The following is a 1,065-nucleotide window of genomic DNA, read 5'->3' on the forward strand; positions in this document are numbered from 1 at the left end:
CCATGTTGGCGACGACGCCGAGATCATGGGTGATGAGCAGGATCGCCATGCCCATCTCGGCCTGGAGATCGCGCATCAGGTCGAGCACCTGGGCCTGGATGGTGACGTCCAGCGCTGTCGTCGGCTCGTCGGCGATCAGCAGGGCCGGCTTGCAGATCAGTGCCATGGCGAGCATGGCACGCTGGCGCAGCCCGCCCGAGAGTTCGAAGGGGTAGAGCCCGAAGGCGCGCGCCGGGTCCTTGAAGCCGACGCGGCCGAGCATGGTCTCGATCAGGCCGCGCGCCTCGCCCTTCGGCATCGGCCGATGCAGCAGCAGCGCCTCCTCGATCTGGTTGCCGATCGTGTGCACCGGCGAGAGCGAGGACATCGGCTCCTGGAAGATCATGCCGATGCGGCCGCCGCGCAGGGCGCGGATCTCCTTGCCCTCGGCCGGCAGGCCGGCGATGTCGATCGACGAGCCGGGTTTCTCGGGGTCGCGGAACAGGATCTCGCCGCCGGTGACGGCGCCGGCGCGCGGCAGCAGCCCCATGATGGCCTGCGAGATCACCGACTTGCCGGAGCCGGATTCGCCGACGAGCGCGACTGTCTTGCCCGCGGGAACGCGCAGGCTAACGCCCTTCACGACGTCGCGAGCAAGCCCGTGAATCGTGAAGCCGATGCGCAAATCGCTGATCCGCAGAATATCCATGAACCCTTGAAGTCAATGAATTAGCCGGTCTTGGCGGCCCAGTTGAACCATTCGTCGCACATGAGGCCAATGCCTTCTCGCTATGGAAAACAAGCTTGGCGCGATAGCCTGTCACGCCTCTGCCAAGTGAGCCGGCGAGCGCCACCTTAACCAAAACGACTACTCACGAAGCGAGGCTGCAAACAGCGCGTTCGGCCGATCACCGCGAAGCTCCCGCCGAGGCCGATGAAGGATAGGGCGCGGCCTCCCTGCGATGCCCAGCGCCTTCGTCTGACCAGCTGCTCTGATCCGCCCAGCTACGTCATCCGTAGGCGTTAGAGGCTGGAGAATCGATCAGTGAGTGAGCATTGGGCCGTCATCGGCGCCGGAATGGCTGG

General features: G+C 65.4%; 1 protein-coding gene. It reads right to left on the minus strand.

From position 1 onward, the window contains the following. Positions 1-688 (minus strand): ABC transporter ATP-binding protein (locus AX750_RS03360; protein ID WP_156462426.1); only part of this gene is annotated, 688 nt, incomplete at its 3' end. Positions 689-1,065 lie beyond the last annotated feature (377 nt).

Origin of the sequence: Methylobacterium sp. CCH7-A2 (assembly GCF_001557075.1) — a bacterium.
GTDB classification, from domain to species: Bacteria; Pseudomonadota; Alphaproteobacteria; order Rhizobiales; family Beijerinckiaceae; genus Allobosea; species Allobosea massiliensis.